Here is a 15240-nt window from a genome sequence, read left to right on the forward strand (position 1 = left end):
TTATTCGCGCCAGATCAATGTGGCCATGCGGCCCGTGATGCGGTCGCGACGATAGGAAAAAAAATCTTCGGCATCGCCGAAGGTGCAGAAACCGCCGCCGTAGATTTCCGAAACACCGGCATCGTTCAGCGCGATACGCGCGAGGCAATAAAGATCCGCCAGCCATTTTGCGTTCTCCGTTTCACGAAACGCGGCGGCGAATGCCGCTCTCTTGCGGACAAAGGCCTCTCGAACCTCGCATCCCACCTCGAACGCATCCGGACCGATGGCAGGTCCGAGCCACGCCAGCAGATTGCCGCCGTCCAGCGTTTCGACGGCGGCCTCGATCACGCCGGCCGCCAGCCCTTTCCATCCGGCGTGCACCGCCGCCACGCGATCACCCTCCTTCGAACACAGCAAAATCGGAAGGCAATCCGCCGTCATGACCGCGCAAACGACGCCGGTTTCGCACGCGAAGGCCGCATCCGCGCTTCGACCCGACGGCCCATCGGCCCGCACGACCCGGTTCCCGTGTACTTGATTCAACCAGGCGGGCTCTGCGGGCAGATTCAGAAAATCCCGCAGCCGGCGCCGGTTTTCCGCGACCCGGCTCGGCTCGTCCCCGACGTGAGCGCCCAAATTTAAGCCGCGGTATGGGCCCACGCTCACTCCACCCGGCCGTAAAGTACTCGCTGCCCGGATGTTGGGGGGCGCGGGCCAGTCGGGTTCGATCCAGACTCCGCTCATGCATGCTCTCTCAATGCCGCGAGCAGCTCGGAGAAATCCGCCGGCAGCGGCGATTGCCATTCCATATACTCGTGGGCCGCCGGATGAACGATCCCGAGCTTTTCCGCATGCAAGGCCTGTCTTTTGAAATCCCGGACAACCCTGATCAGCGCCTCGTTCGCCCCGGCCGGTATTCGGAGCCGGCCTCCGTACACCGGATCACCCACCAGCGGATGGCGGATATGAGCCATATGGACGCGGATTTGATGGGTGCGCCCGGTTTCGAGCTTGACCCGGAGCAAGGTGTGACCGGGAAAACGCTCGGCGATGCGGTAATGGGTGACGGCAGGCTTGCCTTCGTCGCGAACGGCGAAACGCTTCCGGTCGGTGCGGTGCCGGCCGATCGGTTCGTCCACCGTGCCGCCGGCCGTCACGATGCCTTGCACCAAAGCCAGATATTCGCGATGCACGGTCCGAGCCTGAAGCTGCTCCACCAGCGATTTGTGCGCGGATAACGTCTTGGCGGCGATCAATAACCCGCTGGTGTCCTTGTCCAGTCTGTGGACGATGCCGCAGCGCGGAATTCCAGCCAATATAGGCGCATGGTGCAGCAATGCATTCTGGAGGGTTCCGTCACGATGACCGGCCGCCGGGTGCACGACCAGCCCCGCCGGCTTGTCGACGACCAGGACCGCTTCGTCCTCGTAGAGAACGGCCAGAGGGATATCCTGACTCTCGACGGTCGCGACCTCCTCGACCTCGGCATGCAAGACAACCTGCTCGCCGCCCAGAATGCGGTGTTTGGGGGATAAAACCGCTCCATCGATCCGGGCCGATCCGTTTTTGATCCAGCTTTGCAGGCGATTCCTGGAAAAATCCGGAAACAGCTCGCTCAGGGCTTGATCGAGGCGGCGGCCGGCCAGCGACGGGGGGATTTCAGCGGTAAGAATGCGGGTGGAATTCACTTCTATGGGATCGACGATTCAAGGTATACTGCGGGCGTTAAGACTGTCGCTCGGATCATGCCGTTTCTTTCTACTCTTTTTCGGGCTGCGCGCCTCGTTTTTTGGCACTTGGCCTTGGCCTTGCTGCTGTTCGGCTGCTCCAACGCCCGCCAGGAAACGGACGAATACGCCGACTGGAGCGCGGAACAGTTTTACACTGAGGCAAAAAAAGCGCTGACGGAGAAACGTTACGAAAAGGCGGTGCGATTATACGAGAAATTGGAAGCGCGCTATCCGTTCGGCAAATACGCGACTCAGGCGCAACTCGACATCGCTTACGCTTATTACAAGAACGACGAACCCGATTCCGCTCTCGCCGCCACCGACCGCTTCATCAAGCTCAATCCGACTCATCCCAACGTCGATTACGCCTATTACCTCAGAGGCTTGGTGAATTATAACCGAGGCATAAGCTTTGTAGATCGTTTTATGCCGACGGATTCGTCCCAGCGAGACCCCGGATCGGCTCGGGACGCCTATAAAGAATTCGACGAACTGATCGTCAAGTTCCCCAACAGCCGCTATGTGGACGATGCCAAACAACGCATGGTGTCGCTAAGAAACAATCTGGCCATGTACGAGGCGCACGTCGCCGACTTCTACATGCGGCGAGGCGCCTACCTCGCGGCCGCCAGGCGCTGTGCCGAAATCATCCGCAATTATCAACGCACCCCGGCCGTGCCCGTGGCTTTGCAGATCATGGAACAAGCCTATCGCAAGCTGGAAATGAAGGATCTGGCCGACGACGCGGCGCGCGTCTACGCGTTCAACTATGCCAACGGCGTTCCAGGTCAGGCCAAAGATCTGGTTTACGAGCCGTCGGCCATGGAGCGGTTGTGGAACTTCATCGGCCTGGAAAAATAGCTTTCCGCTCGATTCGATGAACAGGACGACCTTCTCAAGGATGAACGCTTCCCACCCCATGACCGAAAACCGCAATATTCAGGTGTTGTGCGTCGGACACGCATCCTACGACCTGGTTTTTTCCGTGCCTCACCATCCGGAAGCGGACGAGAAAATCTTCGCCGACGCTCTCATCTCCTGCGGCGGCGGCCCGGCCGCGAATGCCGCCGTAACCGCAGCGCGCCTGGGCTACACATCGGCTTTTGCGGGTTATTTGGGAAACGACCTCTACGGACACATGCATTTCGAGGAACTGCGGCAAGAACAAGTCTCCACGGATCTGATCGTGCGCGGCTCCTCGCCCACCCCCTTGTCCGCAATCCTGATAAAACCGGACGGCAAGCGGGCGCTGGTCAACTACAAAGGCGACACGAAACCGTTGCCGGCGAACAGTATCGATTTTTCGTCTATCGCCCCCGAGGTCATCCTGTTCGACGGGCACGAATCCGCCGTCTCCGAGCCTTTGTGCGCCTGGGCCAGGTCCGGAAACGTTCCCACGGTCCTGGACGCTGGCTCTTTGCACAAGGGAACCGAGGCGCTGATGTTCGCGGTGGATCACCTGGTCTGTTCGGAAAAGTTCGCCCGGCAATGGCTGAATGACGACGATCCGGAGCGGGCCTTGAACGGCCTGGCCGAACGCTCGCCCAGCGTGGTCATTACCCTGGGGGAGCGCGGGCTGATCTGGAAGAAAGGCATCGAGTCGGGAAAACTGCCCGCTTTTCCGGTGAAGGCCGTGGATACCACCGGGGCCGGTGACGTTTTCCACGGAGCCTTCGCCGCGGCGCTCGCGAGCCGCCGGAATTGGCCGGACATCCTGACCTACGCCAGCGCCGCGGGGGCTCTCTGCTGCACCCTAGCGGGCGCGAGGCCGGGTATTCCCGACCGGGAAAAACTCCATTTGTTTTTGAAATCTCAGGAACGATGACCGAGTTATTGACATCGGACGACTTCCCTTTGAAGCTTATGGAATACCGGAATATTTTCAGCCTTTCTCCATCACCGAGCATGGATGAGAAGACAGGCCGGCAATTTGGCTCCGCGGTTGGAGTCGATCATCAGTTCTTGATCTTAGTGCCATTCGTTGAGCAGCTGATGTGGTTAGTAAGGCAATGGCACGCAGTCATGAACAGGTGTTTTCGATGAATATCTACGTCGGCAATTTGTCCTATCAAGTCACCAGCGAGGAATTGCGCCAAGCTTTCGAACGGTTCGGCGAGGTCATCAGCGCTAACGTGGTGATGGATAAACTTACAGGGCGATCGAAGGGTTTCGGCTTTGTGGAAATGTCAGATCGGGTCAGCGCCGAAGAGGCTATCAAGCAACTGGACGGCGCCGACCTCAAGGGCCGCAATATCCGGGTGAACGAGGCGCGCCCCCGCACCGAAAGCCAGTCGACTTTTCCGCCGCGGCGTGCCCGGCACATTTGATGACTAAAACCCGCCGTCTCTGCTTTCCGACCATTCTGGATACGAGACGGCACTTACCCCTCCGCAGCCTGCCGCCGGAAAACGAAGATCGTCGATCGGGTCTGCACTGAAGCGCGCCTTTCTCCGCCGCTCGAAACATGCGCCGGCGATGCAATCCGATCGTCTAATCCATGAGCGACGCGATTTCGCCGCTCAGTCAAGCCGCTCCACGAGCCCTGCGTCGACTTTGCAACCTCCCAAATCGGGATAGTCGCGCAGATTTTGCAAATAATCGCGATAGGCTGGATGCTGGAAAGCAATGCGCCTGATCTTTCCACCGTCGAACTCGAACTCCAAGGCCCCGCCTTTGGCCAGGGGGCTGCCGGTTTTTGTCGCGAATAGCATGATCGCCAGGTTTTTGAGCGGCCTGCCCTGCTCGAATGCCGGCCGGGCGCAGCTCAAGGCCTCGATCTGAAGCCCTGCGAAAACCTCAGCCAACTGAAGCGCGCTTATCACAAGCCCGGCCCCCGGGACAGCGGGAACCTGCACGATTTGTTCGAGACCGAAATTCGCGAGATGGTTTTGCAACAAAACGGTGCCCACGCCCTTTTCATCGGCCGCAATCAAGGGAAACAGCCGGCGTTCGACCACCGCCGGGTCGGAATTCGTCACCGCCGCGACGAGCTGCCGTTCCAGGGATCGAATTGCCGCAAAGTAACTTTCCTTCTCCTGAGTCTGCTGCAAGATGCCTCGCCAATCCTCCTCGGAATTGACCGGCAATCCCATGTGCTTCATGGTCTGATAGTCTTCCGAGATCAAGCATCCACCGAAGTTCCTGGTTCGATACTGCTGCAACTGACCGTACGGGATGCCCCCGCCGAGGACCTGCTGCCCCGGCATATTGTAGTTCTTCCAATCGGCGCTCTTGTCCAAAAAATAATAAAGCACGGCGTTGCGATCGAATCGGTTAAAGCCGAGGTCCTTCATCACGATCTTGAGCTTTCTACAGCTGCCCTCGACGTCCTTGTAGCTATCCCAATTCGGTTGAAGATTCGGGCGGTCGGGATGATCCGCCTCGGTGATGTAGGCCAACAGGTTCCGGTCCGCTCCATCCCCCTGCATTTTGGATCGCCAAAGCTCCTCGAGGGAAAGATCTCGCGCATCGGGCAATCCGTCGGCATTGATCTTGAGCAGGAGCGACGGGCGCAGAGTGCCGTAGACCTTGACTTCACCCAAAACCTTCGCGCCGGAGCCCAGAAAATTTATCGGGCTGTCCGACACTTCGCGGATGGTGAAACGGGTTCGGTTGACGCTTCCTCCTTGATTATCGAGCGCGATAGCGGCGGGGAGCGAGTGCGTTTCGCGACTGTTTCGGTCCATCGAGGGAATCTGCTGCGGCCTTTCCGCCGCTTGCCTTTCGTTATTCAGCATCCACCCCGAGGCGAGCTGCCCCATGAGCGCCACGCCGGCACCCGCGCCGGTGATGGCCAACACGCCGCTTGCTGTGCCGACATCGTTCGCCAGCTTGGTAAAGTCGATGTCGCTGTTCAAGCTGTTGACGAAACTGAAGTCGACTTGGGTGTCTGCGGCCGTGTCAAGCTTCATCCACGGCGTCAAATAAACTTTTTTGGCGTTAAACGTAAAACTGCATTCGCCGGCCGAGGTTTGATAGACGAGCGCAGGCACCTCCCGGTAAAGCTTGAGCGTGTCGTTTCTGATCTGAAATAGGAGCGCGGCCGAAGCGCCGCCTTTTTTATAGCTTCTGCCGAATTCCTGGCATCCTTTTCCCCGGCTTGCATCGCCCGTGAATTCGAACTCGGAAATCAGCTGGACATAGAAATCATCGCCTTGCACCGTCGACTTGCCCGGCAAGGGTCGCAGTTCGGCCGGCTTCGTTTCAGGATAATCGATAGTGACTTCCCGCATCCCGGCACACCCGGAAAGGATGAGCGTTCCTACGGCGAGAAAGCAGGGGAACGCAAGGCGCCGCAAGGCGAACGGGCTTCGCTCCGAAGCAAGACGTGTCGAAATTGTCAAATTTGCCATAGACGTGAGATGGAGACACGCGCACGGTCCGGCCCCGATCGGAAACGGGCACCCGAAAGCTTCCGCCGAAACGATCCTGATTGGCAGGCGTAAGTAACATGCGCAGGAACACGAAACTATAGCGCGTCGCTGCGGGCATATCCAGCCGTCGACCGGAGCCGGACCGGGATGCGCGGTTATGGATGCCCCCGCCCTAGCCGAAACGCCCGGTAATGTAATCTTCCGTCAATTGATGGCGGGGATTCGTGAAAATCTGCGCCGTTTCGCCCACTTCGATCAGCCGACCGAGGTGAAAATAAGCGGTACGCTGGGATACACGCGCCGCCTGCTGCATGGAGTGGGTTACGATGGCGATCGTGTAGTGCGCGCGAAGCTCGTCGATCAGCTGCTCGATTTTGGCGGTGGCGATCGGATCCAGCGCCGAGCACGGCTCGTCCATCAAGATCACTTCCGGGTTAACCGCTATCGTTCTTGCGATACAAAGCCTTTGCTGCTGCCCGCCCGACAGACTGGTACCCGGATGATGCAAATAATCCTTGACTTCGTCCCAAAGGCCGGCGCGCCTCAAGGATGTCTCCACGACTTCTTCGAGCTCGGCCTTGGAGGACACCAAACCGTGAATGCGCGGACCATAAGCCACATTCTCGAAAATGGTCTTGGGAAACGGATTGGGCTTCTGAAACACCATGCCCACCTGGGCGCGCAACGGCACGACATCGAGCGAGCCGTCGTAGATGTCCATGCCGTCCAAAACGATTTGGCCGGTGACCCGGCATCCGGGAATGGTGTCGTTCATTCTGTTGAGACAGCGGATGAAGGTCGATTTGCCGCACCCGGAAGGCCCGATGAGCGCAATCACTTCATTGCGGCCGATATCAAGCCCGATGTCCTGAATCGCATGCTTGTCGCCGTAATAGACATTGACGTTACGGCACACGATACGCGAGTTCGGCGAAGTAATTTCACCCACCGTCTGCGGGTATTCCCGATTGAACGAGGCCTCCGAGATTCTTTCACGGCTTTTCATCCGTGGCGGTTCTCTGTGCGATACCGACGTTTTAAATTCCATACGCGAACTCATACTTCGACCTATTATCTTTCCGACTGAGTGATGAAAGCGCCTTACCAGCGTCGCTCGAAGCGCTTGCGGATGTAAACCGCCAACCCGTTCATAAAAATCAAAAACACCAGCAAAACCATGATGGCCGCCGACGTACGCTCGACAAATCCGCGCTCCGGACTATCCGCCCAAAGATAGATTTGTACCGGAAGAACCGTCGACGGCTCCACGATGCTTCGAGGAATGTCGACGATGAACGCCACCATGCCGATCATGAGGAGCGGCGCGCTTTCACCCAGCGCGCGCGCCATGCCGATGATGGCGCCCGTCATCATCCCGGGGATGGCCAGCGGCAGGACGTGATGGAATACCATCTGCATCGGCGATGCCCCCACGCCAAGAGCGGCCTCGCGCACCGACGGCGGAACCGCCTTCAATGCGGAGCGCCCGGCAATGATGATGACGGGTAGGGTCATCAGGGCCAACACCAGGCCGCCCACCAGTGGCGAGGAGCGCGGCAGCCCGAAGAAGTTGATGAACACCGCGAGCCCGAGCAGGCCGAATACAATCGATGGAACCGCCGCCAGATTGTTGATGTTGACCTCGATGAGATCGGTCCAGCGGTTGCGCGGCGCGAATTCCTCCAAATAGACTGCGGCGGCCATGCCGATCGGCAATGAAAGGCTGATCGTGACCAAAAGCGTAAACAGCGACCCCATCACGGCGCCCCATATGCCTGCCGATTCCGGCTCTCGCGAATCACCGGCGGTAAAAAAAGCCGTGTTGAACGATTTCTTGATGCGCCCTTCGGCCTGAAGCTTGTCGATCCAGGCTATTTGATTGTCCTTGATCCGGCGGTCGCCCTCCGCGCCGTCCCGCCCCAACTGCCCCTTCACAAACATGTCGACGTCGTCATCGGCGGAAACCCATACTCGCTCGGTTTTGCCAAGAAGCTCCGGCCTTGCCAGGACAAGACCGCGGAGACTATAGGGAGCGCCCGAACTTACGAGGCCGTTGAGAGTCCTCTTCGCCGGACGATCCTTCACCTCCGGAAATAGCGCGCTCATGGCGCTTTTCAACAACCCGTTGTAATCCGCGTCCCTCAGGGCCGATGGATCGCGCCGGCCCTCCGGATCGATCACTTGCGGATCGAAATAGACGTCCAGCCCTATGGACGTTTGCCGAAAAGCGGTATAGCCATTGGCGATGATGCTGGTGAACAGGATGGCTAGAAAACACAACCCCAGGACGATGGAGGCGAGCCCATACAGCTGGAAACGCTTTTCAGCCTGCCTCCGCCTGACGAGGCTCGCGTGGACGGTATCGATAGTCCGGCGGGGAGATCGCCCTGAGGTTTCACTGATCTCATTCATATTGTTCCCGATACTTGCGCACGATATGCAGAGCGATGATGTTCAGCGCCAGCGTGACCAAGAACAGCACCAGTCCGAGAGCGAAAGCCGCCAGGGTTTTCGGGCTGTCGAATTCCTGGTCGCCAACCAGCAAGGTTACGATTTGGGTCGTTACGGTCGTAACGGCTGCCAGAGGATTCATCGTGAGATTAGCCGTCAAACCCGCCGCCATCACCACGATCATGGTTTCGCCGATGGCGCGGGATACCGCCAGCAAAACGCCGCCCACGATGCCCGGCAGGGCCGCCGGTATGATCACCTGCCTGATGGTCTCGGATTGGGTCGCGCCCAAAGCGTACGCGCCATCGCGGAGCGATTGAGGCACGGCATTGATGAAATCGTCGGAGAGCGACGATACGAACGGGATGATCATGATTCCCATGACCAGTCCCGCCGCCAGCGCGCTTTCCGATGACACATCCAGGCCGAACCGCGTCCCGAGATCGCGGATGAACGGGGCGACCACCAGCGCCGCGAAGAAGCCGTAAACGACGGTGGGGATGCCGGCAAGAATCTCCAGAAGCGGCTTGGCCGTGGCGCGAAGTCCGGGGCCGGCGTATTCCGACAAATAGATGGCCGACAACAAGCCGATCGGAACCGCCACCAGCATCGCGATCAGAGAAATCAACAGGGTGCCGGCGAACAGAGGCACCGCTCCGAAGGCCCCGGAAGAGCCGACCTGATCCTCCCGAATCGCCATCTGCGGGCTCCAGTCCAGGCCGAACAAAAATTCGGTAACGGGGACCTTTTGAAAAAAACGGATCGACTCGAAAAGAACCGACAGAACGATGCCGATCGTCGTAAATATCGCCAGGACGGAGCAAACGATCAGAAAAATCGTCACCGACTTTTCCACATGATTCCGGGCTCGATGCTCCTTGCTTATTCGTTGGCGGGCGTAGGCCGCCCCGGCGACGGCTACTGAAACCGCCAACACGCTGAGCAAAAGGTTGCTGGTATCTTGCAGCTTGAGATAGCGGTCGGCCGCAACCCGAATAGCCGGGTCGATCTCTCCGGCAACGACGCCGCCAGCGACATTGCGGATATCGTTGATTAACAAACTGAGCCGATCCGATGGAATCGATCTCAGCTCGTCCGGGAGGGCCGAAACAGCGAGCTGGGTTACGATCGGATTTTCAAGGGATGTCCACAAAAACAAGACCAATAATGCCGGAATTCCACACCAGAGCGCGACGTAGTAGCCGTAGTAACTCGGTAGCGAGTGAAGACTCCTGACTGCTCCGCCGGCCACTTGTAAAGACCGTCGGCGACCTATGTAATAGGCTGCCGCGCTCAACAATACAAGCAGGAAGAGAAGTGTGGATTTCTGCATTCTAAAGCAAGCCCTCGAAAAACAAGCGACCGGGCTGCAAGCCCGGTCGCCGAGACGTCACTTCTCGAATGACTTTCGTCACATCGAGTAGTTCTTCAAATTCTTTGCGTTTTGTGCGACCTCCTTGCGCTCGTTACCGGACAAAGGAATCAGCCCCTTATCCGTCAGATAGCCCTCATCGCCCATGGCCTTCTCGCTGGTGAACTCCGAGACATAAGCCTCGATTCCCGGAATTACGCCGACATGCGCCTTTTTAACATAAAAGAATAGCGGCCGGGAGATCGGATATTGCTGTGCCGAAATCGTATCGTAATCCGGTGCGATTCCATCGATCGGAACGGCCGAAATTTTATCGCTGTTCTGATCCAGGAAGCTGAAACCGAAAATGCCCAGGGCTTTGGGATTGGCGCTCAGTTTTTGAACGATCAAATTGTCGTTTTCGCCCGCCTCGATGTAAGCGCCGTCCTCTCTGACCGTCTGGCAAATGGCTTTGAACTGCGCCTCGTCTTTTTCCTTCCAGGCCTTAATCCATTTGAAGGTCTGGCAACCGCCTTCCATTGCCAGCTCGGCAAAAGCATCCCGCGTACCGGAAGTAGGCGGCGGCCCCAAGACTTCGATCTTGATGTTCGGCAACGCCGGATTGATCTGGTTCCAAGTTTTGTACGGGTTATCCACCAGCTTGTCGCACTCTTCGCAAGATGGATCGGGCACTTTCTTGGCGAGAGCCAAGAATATTTCGCGGCGCGTCAACTCCAGCGACTCCGCTGCCTTGGCGTGAGCAAACACGATTCCGTCATAGCCGATTTTGACTTCGGTAATGTCTTTTACGCCGGCCTTCTGACAGGCGGCAAACTCGGCCTTTTTCATGCGCCGCGACGCATTGGCAATATCGGGATATTGAACGCCCACACCGCTGCAAAAAAGCTTGATGCCGCCGCCGGTTCCGGTCGACTCGATTTTCGGAGTCTTGAATTTGCCGCCCTTACCGAACTGTTCCGCCACAACCGTCGCGAAAGGATAAACGGTTGAAGAACCTACAACGCTGATGTAATCGCGGGCCGATTCGGCGGAAGCTTGGGCGCTTAACAGCGCTATCGAAAGGACTGCGCCGAACCCCAAAAATTTAATTTTCATTGATCCCCCATTGTAAATTGAACATAAAACACGGCCTGATCCCTGAAATCACCTCACAACAGGAAGTTTTAACAAAAAATTGTTACCGTAATATTTCATTTTACAGTGGGACCGAATGCCGTTTCCGGCTTAAACCGCATTGAGGTTCGTACGTGCCGAGGATGAATCGAAGCGGGGCAATTATCGATTTGCGGCAGCCAGGTCCTGTGCCAATTTAACCCGATCCTCTACGGAAGCCGGGATCTCGGACATACGCTCGATTCGCCGCAAGCGGGGTAGAATGCCGATTTTATTGGCGAGCTGGATGCTCAACCCCGGCCTGGCGTTGATTTCCAGCATCAACGGACCAAAATTCTTATCCAAGACGATATCCACGCCGATGAATCCCAAGTCGACCAAATCATGGCAGCGCGCCGTCAGCGCCAGAATTTCGTTCCAGTACGGAATGTCCAATCCGGCCAGATCCCCGCCCGTGTCCGGATGCAGATCGACGGGAGTTTCGCGCCAGACACCGGAAAACGTTCGGCCGCTCGCCAGGTCTATCCCGACCCCGACGGCACCTTGATGAAGATTCGCCTTGCCGTCGGACAACCGCGTCGGCAGCCGCATCATCGCCAAAACCGGCACCCCTCGGAACACGATCGTCCGGATGTCCGGAACCCCCTGGTAGCTGATCTGCTCGAATATCGGGTCGAACTTGACCCGATATTCGAGCAGTGCGGAGTCGGGCAATCCGCCCAGACTGTACATGCCGCTCAAGATGTTGGAAATATGATGCCCGACTTCGTCCTCGTCGGCCAAGACGCCGTTGGCCTTTCGGTGGCGGCCATTTTGGCGGCCGATGATGATCAGAATTCCCTCGCCGCCGCTGCCGTGTGCCGGTTTGATGACGAAATCCTCATACGGATCGAGCATTTCGCCCAGCTTCTCGATTTGGTGCTCGATCTCGACGATCCCGTACAACTTCGGAACGGCAATGCCGGCACTCAGGGCCAGCGCTTTGGTTTTCGACTTGTCGTCGACCAGGGGGTAGTTTCCGCGGGGATTGTACGGCAGGATGAAATCGGCATTGCGTTCGTTCATCCCCATGATGCCCAAATCGCGCAACCGCGTCCAAGGAAATCGAAATTTAGCCTTGCCCATACGCCTACGGCCTCAATGCCGACCTGAAGCGCCATAGCTCGGTCAGGCGATAGCCGGTATAACGCCCCAGCAGCAAGGTCATCGCCAGCACGATCAACAGGAGTTCCGGGAACACGAACACGAGGTGACCGAGGATTTTACTGCTCATGATGAGATAAGCGAGCGAAGCAACCAGCAAACTTCCCAAACTTTGCTTCAAAGCTTCGGCAGGCCCCGATTCCTCCCAAACCAGGGACATCCGCTCGATGGTCATGGCCAGTATCACCATTGGGAACAAAGCTATCGAAAGACCGCGATCGATGCCTAATTTATGGCTCAACAAACTGACCGTCGCCATCAGCAAGATGACGATGATCAGCACCGAGGCCAGACGCGGAACCAGAAGGAGTTTGAGATATTCCAGATAAAAACGGATGAGGAGCCCCGATGCCACGAGCAGGCAGAAAAGCAGCACTCCCCAGAGCAGTTCGGTTTCGCGGAAAGCCAGTGCGATCAAAACGGGCATAAACGTGCCGAACGTTTTAATGCCGATGACATTCCGCAAAAACACGATGAAAAATGCCCCCACCGGCACCAGAAGCAGCACACGGTAGACGTTCTGAGCTTGCACAGGGAGGCTGAACAGAGAAAACTCCATGATGCGCGAACCCATCTTCCGTGCCCGCTGCTCGGCTACCAGCGTCATATCCTGAGTATGCTTTCTCACCGAATATTCGACCTTGGCGTGCTTGCCGCCCGTCACCTCGAGCGCCGCCAAATCTCCCGAATGCCAGACGATGGCTTCCTTGGGAAACCCGGCTTCGCCCGTTTCCGGATCGAACGGCAGCCAACTCGCGCCATCGAACACTTCCAGCCAAGGCGTCAAGGAACCGTGACTTATACCGTCCCGGAGAATCAGAATGTTCGTCATGCGCGCCGGAATATTCGCGGCGGCCAGCAAATTCACTACACGGCGAACCCAGTCTTCCGAAGACTGAACATCCTGCCTGAGCAAAACGACGTTGGCATCGGGAGTCGACACATTGAGGCGTAACAAGAGTTCTCGCGCGAAAGTGGCGGCATCGGCCGATTTGCTGCGGACCTCGTCCAGCAAGGCACGCACCGCCGAATGCATCAGCTCCGGAAATTCGGGCATCTGCACGTCGGGTGCGGTGGACGTTGTCGAAGACGGCGCCGCCATCGGGTCCCGAGCGAGGTTAATGCGGTAATAAAGTACCTGATACCCCTTTACCCGACGCACCGCCCATTCCGCAAACCGCTGTATTCCGTCATCTTCCGTCGTGAGACCGTAGTTGCTGGATACGAAGTTCTCATCGACGACCGTGTAACCCGAGGGCGTGCGGGGAATGAAGAAATGGACCTTTACCGGCGTATCGCGCTTCGCCTTGAACTCGATCCGCGCCTCCACGGTCCACACCTCGGCCTGCTCTGTGGGCAGCAAAGGCAAACCCAGCCGGGTTACCTTGTACCAACACAGTGAAGCGCCGATGCTCACCAAAACCAACGCCAGTATCTTAACGTGCAAGTTCCGCAAGAATTAACCCCACGCTAACGGTGACAGCCGAGCCGTGCGGCTTATTTGCTTTTCTTGTGGCCCGAAGCGTCAGATACACAAGGATCGCTGTCCGCTTTATACATAAAGGTATTCTCCGAATCGACCAAGGCCACGTCTTTGAGAAAGCTTCGGCCTAGAAGTACCGGATAATTGAAATTGCTCCGATCGACCAGCGTAAACTCGGTTTCATAATTTCTGCCGTTCTTGCATAGCTCCAGATTGACCACGTCGCGCTTGGTCGCATGCGATCGACGTTCCTTTATATAAACCGTCCGCACTAGCGGACGATCTACCACGACGGATTTATCGTCGTCGGTTCCCGTCAGCGTAAACCGCACCCATTCCTGACCGCTCTTCGTAAAATGCTCGATGTTATCGGCATGCAATGACGACGTCTTGGCACCGGTATCCAGCTTTGCCGTCATGCGGATGTTCCAAGGCTTGAGAAACACCGATTCGAGCCATCCCATGATGGCTTTTTCCCGCGCGGCCGTTCGCGTCTCCGCGCTCGGAGTCGCCGTGGAAAGCGTAAGCAAGAAAACCAGGAAACCGAATCGCATCATAGAGCTATATGCGGCAGGGCACGATCGAACGCAAGGCGGCATCTGATAGCGGACTGATGCGCGAAATGCCACCGCCGGAGTTATTCGTCACCTTCGCCATACGCGGAAAAGCTTGCCGAAGCAGAGTTCTTCGGCAAGCATGAGAAAACAAGACTATTGCATCGGCCCAAGACCGTCGGCAGGGCTACTCCTGAATGACGGCCAGACCTTTTTTCTGGCTCGCATAATAAGCTGCGATATCTTTCATATCTTCTTCCGACAGTCCCTCGGCAATGCCGTTCATGATCGCATTCTTCCGGGCGCCGGATTTGTAATCCTCCAACGCTTTAACAAGATAGCTTTCATACTGCCCGGCGAGGCGCGGGAAATTGGGGTCGGTGGTATTGCCGTCTTCTCCATGACATCCTCCGCAGCTTTCTGCTTTTCCTTGACCCACCGTTACGTTACCGGTAATGGGCAAGCTGGCATTTAAGGAACGGAATCGCGACACATAAGCGGCGATATCCTGCATATCCTGATCGCTCATGGCCGCCGTATTTCCAAGCATGCTGCCGTGCTTGCGCTGCCCGGAGTGATAGGCTTTAAGAGCCGCGACGATATAATCGGCATGCTGTCCGCCCAAGCGGGGTACCTGATAAGTGGGATAGACGTTCGTGTAACCGGTCACGCCGTGGCATCCCTCGCAGGTGTAAAACTTCGTTCTTCCTGCTTCGGCATCTCCGGCCGCATTGACGGCGGGAACGATCAGGACGCCAGCCAGGCCTGCAATCATCAGGCTCCACAAATTTTTTGTTTTCATTCGATGTGCTCCAAGAATCTACGGACTTACCAAACTAGCAAAACAGGCGCAGCAGTGGATTCTCCCCGCGCAAACAGCAAAAACCCGGATTAAACCGGGCGATATAACGATAAGGACGACGGAAACTTCCCGAAATTAGAGGATTATATTACTGATCGAGCGGTATTTGACAATCGT

14 protein-coding genes are annotated in these 15240 nt (G+C 57.2%); 3 read left to right on the plus strand and 11 right to left on the minus strand.

The features are described from left to right. Together pgeF and rluD are read right to left on the minus strand one after the other, a co-directional pair. Entirely contained in the window at positions 1-786 is a 786-nt protein-coding gene (gene pgeF / locus ACWJKU_RS17100; RefSeq protein WP_454144226.1) for a peptidoglycan editing factor PgeF, read from the minus strand. Further along, positions 723-1670 (minus strand): 23S rRNA pseudouridine(1911/1915/1917) synthase RluD, encoded by a 948-nt coding sequence (gene rluD, locus ACWJKU_RS17105; RefSeq protein WP_454144228.1) that lies wholly within the window; start codon positions 1668-1670, stop codon positions 723-725. The genes pgeF and rluD overlap by 64 nt, the downstream gene beginning before the upstream one ends. Positions 1671-1727: 57 nt before the next feature. Here rluD and ACWJKU_RS17110 point away from each other — a divergent pair, with 57 nt between their 5' ends. The 3 genes from ACWJKU_RS17110 to ACWJKU_RS17120 all read left to right on the plus strand — a co-directional run bounded on the left by ACWJKU_RS17110 (position 1728) and on the right by ACWJKU_RS17120 (position 4039). Beyond that, positions 1728-2573 carry an outer membrane protein assembly factor BamD gene (locus ACWJKU_RS17110; protein WP_454144230.1) on the plus strand — a complete coding sequence of 282 codons (846 nt, stop codon included), beginning with the start codon at positions 1728-1730 and terminating at the stop codon, positions 2571-2573. 40 nt (positions 2574-2613) lie between these two features. Beyond that, positions 2614-3537: a carbohydrate kinase family protein gene (locus ACWJKU_RS17115; protein ID WP_454144232.1), complete on the plus strand. Its 924-nt coding sequence runs from the start codon at positions 2614-2616 to the stop codon at positions 3535-3537. 214 nt (positions 3538-3751) lie between these two features. Then, entirely contained in the window at positions 3752-4039 is a 288-nt protein-coding gene (locus tag ACWJKU_RS17120; protein WP_454144234.1) for an RNA recognition motif domain-containing protein, read from the plus strand. 192 nt (positions 4040-4231) lie between these two features. Here ACWJKU_RS17120 and ACWJKU_RS17125 read toward each other — a convergent pair whose 3' ends face one another. From ACWJKU_RS17125 to ACWJKU_RS17165, 9 genes are all read right to left on the minus strand, one after another. Beyond that, positions 4232-5944: a hypothetical protein gene (locus tag ACWJKU_RS17125; protein WP_454144236.1), complete on the minus strand. Its 1713-nt coding sequence runs from the start codon at positions 5942-5944 to the stop codon at positions 4232-4234. Between the two features lie 313 nt (positions 5945-6257). Then, entirely contained in the window at positions 6258-7091 is an 834-nt protein-coding gene (gene pstB / locus ACWJKU_RS17130; RefSeq protein WP_454144238.1) for a phosphate ABC transporter ATP-binding protein PstB, read from the minus strand. 95 nt (positions 7092-7186) lie between these two features. Continuing rightward, on the minus strand, positions 7187-8497 hold the full coding sequence (gene pstA / locus ACWJKU_RS17135; protein WP_454144240.1) for a phosphate ABC transporter permease PstA: 1311 nt from the start codon (positions 8495-8497) through the stop codon (positions 7187-7189). Beyond that, positions 8490-9869: a phosphate ABC transporter permease subunit PstC gene (gene pstC, locus ACWJKU_RS17140; protein ID WP_454144242.1), complete on the minus strand. Its 1380-nt coding sequence runs from the start codon at positions 9867-9869 to the stop codon at positions 8490-8492. Before pstC ends, pstA begins: the two co-directional genes overlap by 8 nt. 78 nt (positions 9870-9947) lie before the next feature. Further along, a complete protein-coding gene (locus ACWJKU_RS17145) occupies positions 9948-11003 on the minus strand; it encodes a PstS family phosphate ABC transporter substrate-binding protein (RefSeq protein WP_454144244.1) in 1056 nt (351 codons plus the stop codon). A 180-nt stretch (positions 11004-11183) separates the two neighbouring features. Further along, positions 11184-12146, minus strand: a complete 963-nt coding sequence (locus ACWJKU_RS17150; protein ID WP_454144245.1) for an alpha-L-glutamate ligase-like protein — start codon at positions 12144-12146, stop codon at positions 11184-11186. Positions 12147-12150: 4 nt separating this feature from the next. Next, positions 12151-13671 carry a UUP1 family membrane protein gene (locus ACWJKU_RS17155; protein ID WP_454144247.1) on the minus strand — a complete coding sequence of 507 codons (1521 nt, stop codon included), beginning with the start codon at positions 13669-13671 and terminating at the stop codon, positions 12151-12153. 50 nt (positions 13672-13721) lie between these two features. Beyond that, entirely contained in the window at positions 13722-14171 is a 450-nt protein-coding gene (locus ACWJKU_RS17160; RefSeq protein ID WP_454144249.1) for an ATP-dependent zinc protease family protein, read from the minus strand. Positions 14172-14448: 277 nt separating this feature from the next. Next, positions 14449-15063, minus strand: coding sequence for a c-type cytochrome (locus ACWJKU_RS17165; RefSeq protein ID WP_454144251.1), 615 nt, complete (start codon positions 15061-15063; stop codon positions 14449-14451). Positions 15064-15240 lie beyond the last annotated feature (177 nt).

Source organism: Methylocaldum sp. MU1018, from assembly GCF_053646775.1.

Excerpts from the sequence above, each read along its gene's own strand:
- pgeF (WP_454144226.1), bottom strand. The coding sequence starts at position 786 with ATGGCAATCGCCGCTGCCGGCGGATTTCTCCGAGCTGCTCGCGGCATT.
- ACWJKU_RS17110 (WP_454144230.1), top strand. The coding sequence starts at position 1,728 with ATGCCGTTTCTTTCTACTCTTTTTCGGGCTGCGCGCCTCGTTTTTTGG.
- ACWJKU_RS17115 (WP_454144232.1), top strand. The coding sequence starts at position 2,614 with ATGAACGCTTCCCACCCCATGACCGAAAACCGCAATATTCAGGTGTTG.
- ACWJKU_RS17120 (WP_454144234.1), top strand. The coding sequence starts at position 3,752 with ATGAATATCTACGTCGGCAATTTGTCCTATCAAGTCACCAGCGAGGAA.
- ACWJKU_RS17125 (WP_454144236.1), bottom strand. The coding sequence starts at position 5,944 with ATGCGGGAAGTCACTATCGATTATCCTGAAACGAAGCCGGCCGAACTG.
- pstB (WP_454144238.1), bottom strand. The coding sequence starts at position 7,091 with ATGAAAAGCCGTGAAAGAATCTCGGAGGCCTCGTTCAATCGGGAATAC.
- pstA (WP_454144240.1), bottom strand. The coding sequence starts at position 8,497 with ATGAATGAGATCAGTGAAACCTCAGGGCGATCTCCCCGCCGGACTATC.
- pstC (WP_454144242.1), bottom strand. The coding sequence starts at position 9,869 with ATGCAGAAATCCACACTTCTCTTCCTGCTTGTATTGTTGAGCGCGGCA.
- ACWJKU_RS17145 (WP_454144244.1), bottom strand. The coding sequence starts at position 11,003 with ATGAAAATTAAATTTTTGGGGTTCGGCGCAGTCCTTTCGATAGCGCTG.
- ACWJKU_RS17150 (WP_454144245.1), bottom strand. The coding sequence starts at position 12,146 with ATGGGCAAGGCTAAATTTCGATTTCCTTGGACGCGGTTGCGCGATTTG.
- ACWJKU_RS17160 (WP_454144249.1), bottom strand. The coding sequence starts at position 14,171 with ATGGGATGGCTCGAATCGGTGTTTCTCAAGCCTTGGAACATCCGCATG.
- ACWJKU_RS17165 (WP_454144251.1), bottom strand. The coding sequence starts at position 15,063 with ATGAAAACAAAAAATTTGTGGAGCCTGATGATTGCAGGCCTGGCTGGC.